The organism is Corynebacterium sp. MSK044 (assembly GCF_030232825.1).
In the GTDB taxonomy this organism is placed as follows: Bacteria; Actinomycetota; Actinomycetes; order Mycobacteriales; family Mycobacteriaceae; genus Corynebacterium.
In genome coordinates this window covers 1-7,928 of the sequence record NZ_JASPJJ010000032.1, presented here as the reverse complement: position 1 = coordinate 7,928, position 7,928 = coordinate 1, and the positions used below count along the sequence as shown (strand labels likewise).

The 7,928-nt window shown below is 60.2% G+C and carries 7 protein-coding genes, 1 tRNA gene and 1 rRNA gene; 2 read left to right on the top strand and 7 right to left on the bottom strand.

The window, feature by feature from the left end; all coding sequences use genetic code 11:
• Nucleotides 1–137 precede the first annotated feature (137 nt).
• From QP994_RS10705 to pgm, 4 genes are all read right to left on the bottom strand, one after another.
• A tRNA-Ala gene (locus tag QP994_RS10705) sits at nucleotides 138–210 on the bottom strand.
• A 118-nt stretch (nucleotides 211–328) separates the two neighbouring features.
• On the bottom strand, nucleotides 329–1,096 hold the full coding sequence (locus QP994_RS10700; protein ID WP_284856414.1) for a DsbA family protein: 768 nt from the start codon (nucleotides 1,094–1,096) through the stop codon (nucleotides 329–331).
• A 48-nt stretch (nucleotides 1,097–1,144) separates the two neighbouring features.
• Nucleotides 1,145–1,636: a MauE/DoxX family redox-associated membrane protein gene (locus tag QP994_RS10695; RefSeq protein WP_284866758.1), complete on the bottom strand. Its 492-nt coding sequence runs from the start codon at nucleotides 1,634–1,636 to the stop codon at nucleotides 1,145–1,147.
• Nucleotides 1,637–1,682: 46 nt separating this feature from the next.
• Nucleotides 1,683–3,344 carry a phosphoglucomutase (alpha-D-glucose-1,6-bisphosphate-dependent) gene (pgm, locus tag QP994_RS10690; protein ID WP_284866756.1) on the bottom strand — a complete coding sequence of 554 codons (1,662 nt, stop codon included), beginning with the start codon at nucleotides 3,342–3,344 and terminating at the stop codon, nucleotides 1,683–1,685.
• Between the two features lie 118 nt (nucleotides 3,345–3,462).
• On the opposite strand from pgm, the gene QP994_RS10685 reads away from it, so the two are divergent.
• Together QP994_RS10685 and QP994_RS10680 are read left to right on the top strand one after the other, a co-directional pair.
• A complete protein-coding gene (locus QP994_RS10685) occupies nucleotides 3,463–3,807 on the top strand; it encodes a CrcB family protein (RefSeq protein ID WP_284866755.1) in 345 nt (114 codons plus the stop codon).
• Complete coding sequence (locus tag QP994_RS10680) at nucleotides 3,804–4,247, top strand: FluC/FEX family fluoride channel (RefSeq protein WP_284866753.1); 444 nt, start codon at nucleotides 3,804–3,806, stop codon at nucleotides 4,245–4,247. The genes QP994_RS10685 and QP994_RS10680 overlap by 4 nt, the downstream gene beginning before the upstream one ends.
• Before the next feature lie 4 nt (nucleotides 4,248–4,251).
• Here the strand turns inward: QP994_RS10680 and QP994_RS10675 are convergent, their stop codons facing one another.
• The 3 genes from QP994_RS10675 to rrf form a co-directional block, all read right to left on the bottom strand.
• Nucleotides 4,252–6,807, bottom strand: a complete 2,556-nt coding sequence (locus QP994_RS10675) for an ABC transporter permease (protein ID WP_284866751.1) — start codon at nucleotides 6,805–6,807, stop codon at nucleotides 4,252–4,254.
• Complete coding sequence (locus QP994_RS10670) at nucleotides 6,807–7,577, bottom strand: ABC transporter ATP-binding protein (RefSeq protein WP_284866749.1); 771 nt, start codon at nucleotides 7,575–7,577, stop codon at nucleotides 6,807–6,809. Before QP994_RS10670 ends, QP994_RS10675 begins: the two co-directional genes overlap by 1 nt.
• 271 nt (nucleotides 7,578–7,848) lie before the next feature.
• Nucleotides 7,849–7,928: ribosomal RNA gene (rrf, locus tag QP994_RS10665) — 5S ribosomal RNA — on the bottom strand; the annotation flags it as partial.

The window sequence follows — 7,928 nt, the reverse complement described above, 5'->3', positions numbered from 1 at the left end:
ACTCAATCGGCATCCAAAAAGGCCAAATCTAACCCCACGACACGCCGGGGCCAGACACACTTTTTGACCCTTAACCCTCGGCTTCTAACCGAAACAAAAAAGCTGCCCCGCCATCAGTCGGGGCAGATCTCATCTTGTGGAGCTAACGGGATTCGAACCCGTGACCCCCACACTGCCAGTGTGGTGCGCTACCAGCTGCGCCATAGCCCCGTAGCTCCGGCGAACTGGGATTTTAGGCCAATGTTCGCCGTGCAACTCCGATCAATATACACCCGCTGGTGGGCGAGACCAAAATCGCTTGCTGGCTGCGGTTTTAAGAGCTGCGGTTTTAAGCGAAGAGGTCGTCAATCCAGTTGGCGAGGGGGTTGGAGGGGACATCCTTGCCGTCGACAAGCACGCGCGGTGAGGAGAGGTCACCGGTCTTGTCCACGAGATCCTTCTCATTTGCCTCGCCCATTGCCTTGGCGCGGTCGGTGTACTCGCCGTTGCGGATTGCCTCGACCGCACCCTTGGACGCACCGAAGTCGTGCGCAAGATCCGCCAACGTGTCGTTGTCCGCGGTGGCGTAGAGGTTCTGCTGCTGCTCCATCAGCGCCTTGCGGAGGTTCCAGTACGCTTCAATTTCACCTTTATCAGCCAGGGCAAGCACAGCGGCAAGAGCACGCGTGGAGTGGCCCGCGTTGTATTTGTCACCTGTGCCGTCCAGGAAGATCAGTGGGTGCAGGTTCACGGTGAGTTCACCGGCCTGGATCTTGGACAGCATCTGATCATCCGTGTTCATCGCCAGCTCACCGCAGTAGTGGCAGGAGAAGTCCTCGTAAATGCCAGCTTCTTTCGCATCGTCAGCGTTGTCGCCGCTCAGGGTGATCACGTTATCTGTAAGCGACAAGCTCACCCCATCAACCTTCTGCATGTTTTCCGCAATGCGGTCAGCTTGGGCACCACGGCCGTTGTACACGATGAGGCCGATCACCAGCGCACCGATGAGCACCAGCGCAGCCATCGCCGCCCAGAAGCCTTTGCTTCCCGACGAATTCGGGTTTGTCACCGACCGCGAAGCACCTTTAGTCGCATTCGGCTTGGAAGAGGAAGTCACAGTACATCACCTTTAGAGTCAGAGGTTGGGCTGTTTTACCAAGAAAGTTTAGGGGTACAACGCGAATTTCTTAAACGGACGGTAGATCATGAACACCGTCACCGCGATGTAGCCAACGTCGCGCGCAATCGCCCACAGCAAATCAGTCGGGGAGCTATCCGGATCCGGCCCGAAGCACCCACAATCAATTTGCAGGCCACGGCTATAAGCAGATGCCAAGCCGATGATGAACAACAGGAGCACCCCCACGGACACCCAGCCTGCTGGGCGCAACTTGATACCCAGAAGAAGGATAAGGCCGCCGGCGATCTCAAGCGGGCCAATCAAACCAGCTAGAAGATGCGACCAATACGGGGTGAAGATGTCATACGCCTCGATGCTCTGCGTGACCAGAAGACGGTTGTCTAGCTTAGTCGCCCCAGCCCAGATCCACATGAAGGCCAAGCCGAACCGGGCAAGCGCCGACAAAACATCAAGCACGCGATCGCTTCTCGACGTCTGCACTACGGGCGCCACTGGAGAATCCTGTTGAATCGTCACCTACATGACACTAGCCGAAAGTAGGGGGTCTTCGCCTACCGCTCCCCTAGCTTTCCCCTAACACTGCGCTGACAACATCCTGTGCTTCCTTCTGCACCTGCTCTAGGTGCTCTTCGCCCTTGAAGGATTCGGCATAGATCTTGTACTTGTCCTCTGTGCCGGACGGGCGGGCTGCGAACCAGGCGTGCTCGGTGGTCACCTTCAGCCCACCGATGGCGGCGCCGTTACCAGGGGCGTCGGTGAGTTTGGCGGTGATCGGATCCCCTGCCAAGGTCGTGGCCGTGACTTGCTCAGGCGAGAGCTTCTTCAGGGTGGCTTTCTGCTCACGGTTCGCTTCCGCATCGGTGCGCGCGTAGACGGGTGCGCCGAAGGTTGCCTCCAGCTCCCCATAGCGTTGCGAAGGGGTCTTACCCGTCACCGCCGTGATCTCCGAGGCGAGCAGGTCCATGATGAGGCCGTCCTTGTCCGTCGACCACACCGTGCCGTCCTTGCGCAGGAAGGAGGCGCCGGCGGATTCTTCGCCGCCGAAGCCCACGGAGCCGTCAATGAGCCCCGGCACAAACCATTTGAAGCCCACGGGCACCTCGACGAGTTTGCGGCCCAGCGAGGCCACCACGCGGTCAATCATCGAGGACGACACCAACGTCTTCCCCACCGCCGTATCCGGCGCCCAGCCCTCACGGTGCGCGAACAGGTACTCAATGGCCACGGCGAGGTAGTGGTTCGGATTCATCAGTCCCGCATCCGGGGTGACAATGCCGTGGCGGTCCGCGTCCGCATCATTGCCGGTAGCAATGTCGTACTTATCGCGGTTGGCCACCAGGCTGGCCATGGAGTTCGGCGAGGAGCAGTCCATGCGGATCTTGCCGTCCGTATCCAATGTCATGAACCGCCAGGTAGCGTCCACCTCAGGGTTCACCACGGTGAGGTTTAGACCGTGTGCCTCCGCGATGGCACCCCAGTAGTCCACTGAGGCCCCACCCATCGGGTCCGCACCGATGCTCAAACCAGAAGAACGAATCGCATCAATGTCCACCACATTGACTAGGTCAGCCACGTAATTCTGCATGAAGGAGTGCTTGCCTGCCCGCGGATCCAGCACACCACTGACTGGGGTACGCTGCACCCCCTCAAGGCCCTGCGCCAAGTACGCGTTCGCGCGTGCCGCAATCCAATCCGTCGCGTCCGTATCCGCCGGGCCGCCTGATGGCGGATTGTATTTGAAGCCACCATCGCGTGGCGGGTTGTGGGATGGGGTGATCACAATGCCGTCCGCACGCTTCGGATCCGTGCCGGTCACTCCACCAGTCAGGGAGGCATTGTGCGCCAGGATCGCATGGGAGACTGCGGGGGTGGGGGTGTAGCGCCCGTGATCGTCGACAAGCACGGCGATGTCATTCGCAATGAGTACTTCGAGCGCCGACACCATCGCGGGCTCACTCAACGCGTGCGTATCGCGCCCGATGTACACGGGACCGCCGATCGCATTCTCGCGGCGGTAATCCACGATTGCCTGCGTCGTCGCCCAAATATGCTGTTGGTTAAACGCATTATCCAAGCTGGAACCACGGTGACCCGACGTGCCAAACACCACCTGCTGGTCCGGATCATGCGGATCAATCTCGCGCGTGTAGTAGGCGGTAACCACCTCCGCAATATCAATGAGATCCTCGGGGCGGGCGGGTTGGCCGGCTCTTTCGTGCGTCATGCTTACTCCTTATGCGGTCGTGCCTATCCGTCTACCCCCATCTTCCCCCGCTTTGCATTACTCCGCCACGTGAAACCTTCTTTTACCGCGGTGGGGGTGGGTGCGTTACCGTGTACACGTGTTGAATAATGCACTCAAGGAAGGCCTCGCCATTGGTTTCGGCGCGTCTTTCGGTGCGCTTGCACGTTTTGCGTTCACACCGTTGCTTGCGCCGGAGCCGCCGGCAGAGATCATCATCATCTTCATCATCAACTTGATCGGCTGTTTCCTCATGGGACGCTTCGACCCAGGCCCGTTTTGGGGTCGCGGGATGATCGGCGGGTTCACTACGTTTTCTGCCGTCTCCTTCCTGGCCATGCAGACCAGCGCCCTGCACGCCTTCATGTACATGGCGGGCACGATGATCGTAGGCCTCGCCGCGTGGGAACTAGGAAATGCTTATCGACGATCGGTCGCCCCATGACCCCACGCACCCCCCAATTCTTAGGCCCCGACGGCGTTGTCGGCTCTCACCTGCGCGAAGCTTTGAGCACCGGCGATGGCGCACGCACGATCTTTCTGTTGTTCGTCTTCGTGGGCTTTGGCGCGTTCCTCGGCGGATTGACCCGCTGGGCGTTGAGCGTGGTGTTGAAGGGCACGCCTGGAACGTGGGCCGCCAACCTCATCGGGTCGGCTGTGCTTGGCTTTTCCGCGGCGATGCCCTCCATGTGGCCAGCCTTTTTGGGTGCCGGTTTCGGCGGTGCCGTATCCACCTTGTCCACCATGGCTAAGGAGATGGGCCAGATGGTGGAGCGCAAACAGTGGTGGCCACTGCTGCGCTACACCACCCTGACCTGCGTCGCCGGCGTGATTGCTGCGTGGTACGGCCTGCGTGTGGGATTGCAGCTCATTCCGGCGTTTTAGCCCATTACTCAGCGATGGCATCAAGCGGCGGTGTTTTCGCTGCGCGCTGCGCCGGCCACAGCGCCGCAACAACACCGACAACCAGGGAGCTCACCAACATCGCGGCGAGCAAGCTCCATGGGTAGGCAATATTCGATAGGCCTTGATCCTTCAGCACAGTCAGGAATGCCCACCCCAGCGCGAGGCCGGTGAGCACACCGAGCAGGGCACCGAAGACCGCGATCTGCACAGATTCCAAAATGATCATGGTGCGCACCTGGCGACGCTGCGTGCCGACGGCGCGCAGCATGCCGATCTCCTGGCGGCGCTCAATGACGGAGAGCGTCAGCGTGTTGATGATGCCCAGTACCGCAATCACCACCGCCAATGACAACAGCGCATACAGGATGTACAGCATCTGGGTGATCAGCTGCTTAGCCTCCCCACCGAATTCATCCCGGGTGCGCACCTGGACGATGATGCTGTCCTTCACCGCCTTCTCCACGTTGGCACGGAGAGTGTCTTCATCCACGCTGCCATCGTTGCTGGCCCCGACCATGACGATGGTCTCTTGATCCGGTCGCACCAGCTTGTCCGCCGTCGCCCGAGAGATGACAAAAGATTCCAAGATGTTGGATTTGCCGAAGATGCCCTTCACCTCCGCCTGCACGGGTCCGTCTTGGCTGAGCGGCGAATCAACGTCCACAACATCCCCGACTTGAAGGTTGTGTTCCTTGGCGTACGGCTGGGGCAGAATAACACCACCGTCCGTCAGATCTGAAGTGCCGTCGGCCATCTCGATGACGGTGAGACGGCCCGGGTCGCCATTCATCACGTCACTGAGCTTCATGGGGCCCATTTCGTAGGCAGCTCTGCCATTCACCGTCAGGGGCGCCTGCGAGTATGTGATCACATCCCCCACGCCCTCGGCCGCTTCCACCTTGCCCGGCACATCACCCGGAACAGGGAAGGCACCAAACTGGGGGCCGTACATAACAAGATCGGCGGTGATCTCATCTTCGAGGATGTCGTCCACCGAGCGCTGCATGGAGGTGCCCAGCATGCCAAACGCCGTTACCAGCGCCACGCCCAGCATCAACGCGAACGCCGTGGCCGATGCACGCCGGGGATTCCGCTTCGAGTTCGTCGCAGCCAACGAACCCACGGCCCCGAACGGCGCTCCGATCCCCTTACCTAGCGCCGGCACGATCGGCATCGACAGCGCCGGTCCTGCCAGAAACAGTCCGATGATTGCCAGCACCGCGGCACCGCCAACGAGTCCCGCGCGTGGCCCCGTTGAGCCGTCCTCCCACAGAACACCCCATGCAGCAAGACCCGCACCGATGAGCAGCAACACCGCGCCGACCAAAGTGCGGGCCTTCAGTGGTTGTGGTGTCGCAGACTCACTTGAGCGCATGGCCTCCACCGGCTGCACCCGCCCCGCACGTCGCGCCGGAGCCCACGCTGAGGCCACCGTCACCAGCGCACCCACCACGATGGGCGCTGCAACAGCCTGAACAGATACGCCCCAGCCCGCCCCGGGTAGCTCCATGCCTTGGCGTTCCATGATCATACGAATCACAGCGACCAGACCAGCACCCGCCAGCACGCCAATCGCCGAGCCAATCACACCAACAATCGCGGCTTCCACAACCACGGACCGCGTAATCTGGCTTTTCGACGCCCCCAATGCCCTCAACAGCGCAAACTCCTTCGTCCTCTGCGCCACGATCATGGAGAAGGTATTAGCGATGAGGAACGTACCCACCAGCAGACCCACAAGCCCAAAAGCGATGAGGAAGTAGCTGACGAAACTGAGGGCGTTGCGGATTTCTTCAGAGGCTTCGTCGGCAAGCGTCTGGCCTTCCTTGACCTCATACTCCGGGAACGCCTCCGCGAGATGCGCGGTGAGCTGCTCCGGATCAACCCCGTCCTTCGCGCTGACCGAGAACCCAGGGACCGTCCCGTACGAGGCATAGAACTGCAGGTACGACTCTTCCGGGATGCGCAACGTCAGCGACATCCCCTGATCCAGCTCATTGGTATAGAAACCGGTTACCTTCATGTTCTGAGTGGCCTGGGTATCCACAACAATGAGTTCATCACCGATGGAGATTCCATACTTGTCGGCCCCCTTTGCGTTCACAATCGCCTCGCCTACGCCGCTGGGTGCATCACCCTCGACGATCTCGGGGACCGACCCCACCGCATCTGCTGGCGGATAGTAAATGTGGACCTCGGAAACGCCAGCACCTGTCTGATACGCGTTACGGCCACTATCCGCCACAACAACCGCCGTGCGACCACTGATGTTGACCTTGTTGACGTCGGGATCCGCCCCAATGACATCCCGAAGCTCCAGCGGCACTGGCGCACCCTGCTCTTTTCCACGCACGACCGCATCATCGTCCGCGAAAGCACTTGCGACAGCCGAGTCAAAGGTCTTACCCAACATCGTGGTGAACATCAGCGACCCAGCGATGAACGCGGTGCCCAGCACCACCGCCAGAACCGTGAGCGCGAGACGAAGCTTATGAGCTGCAATATTCCGCAGCGATACCTTGGTTAAAGCGCTAGCCATTAGCCCTCAATCCCCGACATCGTGGACAGGATGCGCTCCATCGTCGGGTCGTACATCTCGTCGACGATGTTCCCATCCGCAAGAAACACCACGCGATCCGCGTATGACGCCGCCCGGGCATCATGCGTCACGATAACCACCGTCTGCTCATCCCCATCCACCGCCGCACGCAGGATCTCCAGCACCTCACGGGATGAATTCGAATCGAGGTTGCCCGTCGGCTCATCCCCGAAGATAATCTCCGGACGGCTCACCAGCGCCCTCGCGCAAGCCACACGCTGCTGCTGTCCACCCGAAAGCTCACTCGGACGGTGGCTCAGCCGGTTAGCCAAACCAAGGCGCGTAGTGATCTCCTCGAACCACTCCTGATCTATCTGACCGCCAGCGATATCCGTGGGCAAAGTGATATTCTCCGCCGCGGTGAGCGTAGGCACCAAGTTGAACGACTGGAAGATAAACCCAAGACGGTCACGGCGCAGCGCCGTGAGTTCCTTGTCGTTGAGCGTAGCTAGATCCGTATCCCCGATGTAGGCCGAACCAGAAGTGAAAGAATCCAGCCCAGCCATCGCATGCATAAGCGTCGACTTACCAGAGCCACTCGGCCCCATGATGGCAGTGAACTGGTGACGCGCGAACTTCACGCTCACCCCGTCCAGCGCTGTCACCTGGGTATCACCGCTGCCGTATGTCTTTACCAGGCTCACTGCCCTCGCAGCCGCCCCCTCTTGCAGGTCCTCTTCAGCTCTTGAATGCCGGCCCACAGTGACCACCTGTCTCCCCTAACTACGTTGGCAATGACGCACGCGGGCACGCCACAAAGTACACGACACGAAACTACACGAAAGCAACGCCATCACATACCGGACAGTACAGTTCACGGTTCGGGTTGGTTTGATGATTGTGGAATCTGTTTCGTGTTTTCCCTGGTGGTGTGTGGGGGTGAGATGCGATGTTCAAACTGGGTATGCAAGTAACGCGGCACCCGTCACTGTGGTGTGGGGGTGCCGCGTTGGGTTATGTAGTTGTTTATTTGTGTTTTTAGGTCGGCGGTAACTTACTCTCCCACACCCTCCCGGGTGCAGTACCATCAGCGCGGGTGGGCTTAGCTTCCGGGTTCGGAA

Coding starts and splice junctions, on each gene's coding strand:
- pgm (WP_284866756.1), bottom strand. CDS start 3,344: ATGACGCACGAAAGAGCCGGCCAACCCGCCCGCCCCGAGGATCTCATT.
- QP994_RS10680 (WP_284866753.1), top strand. CDS start 3,804: ATGACCCCACGCACCCCCCAATTCTTAGGCCCCGACGGCGTTGTCGGC.
- QP994_RS10675 (WP_284866751.1), bottom strand. CDS start 6,807: ATGGCTAGCGCTTTAACCAAGGTATCGCTGCGGAATATTGCAGCTCAT.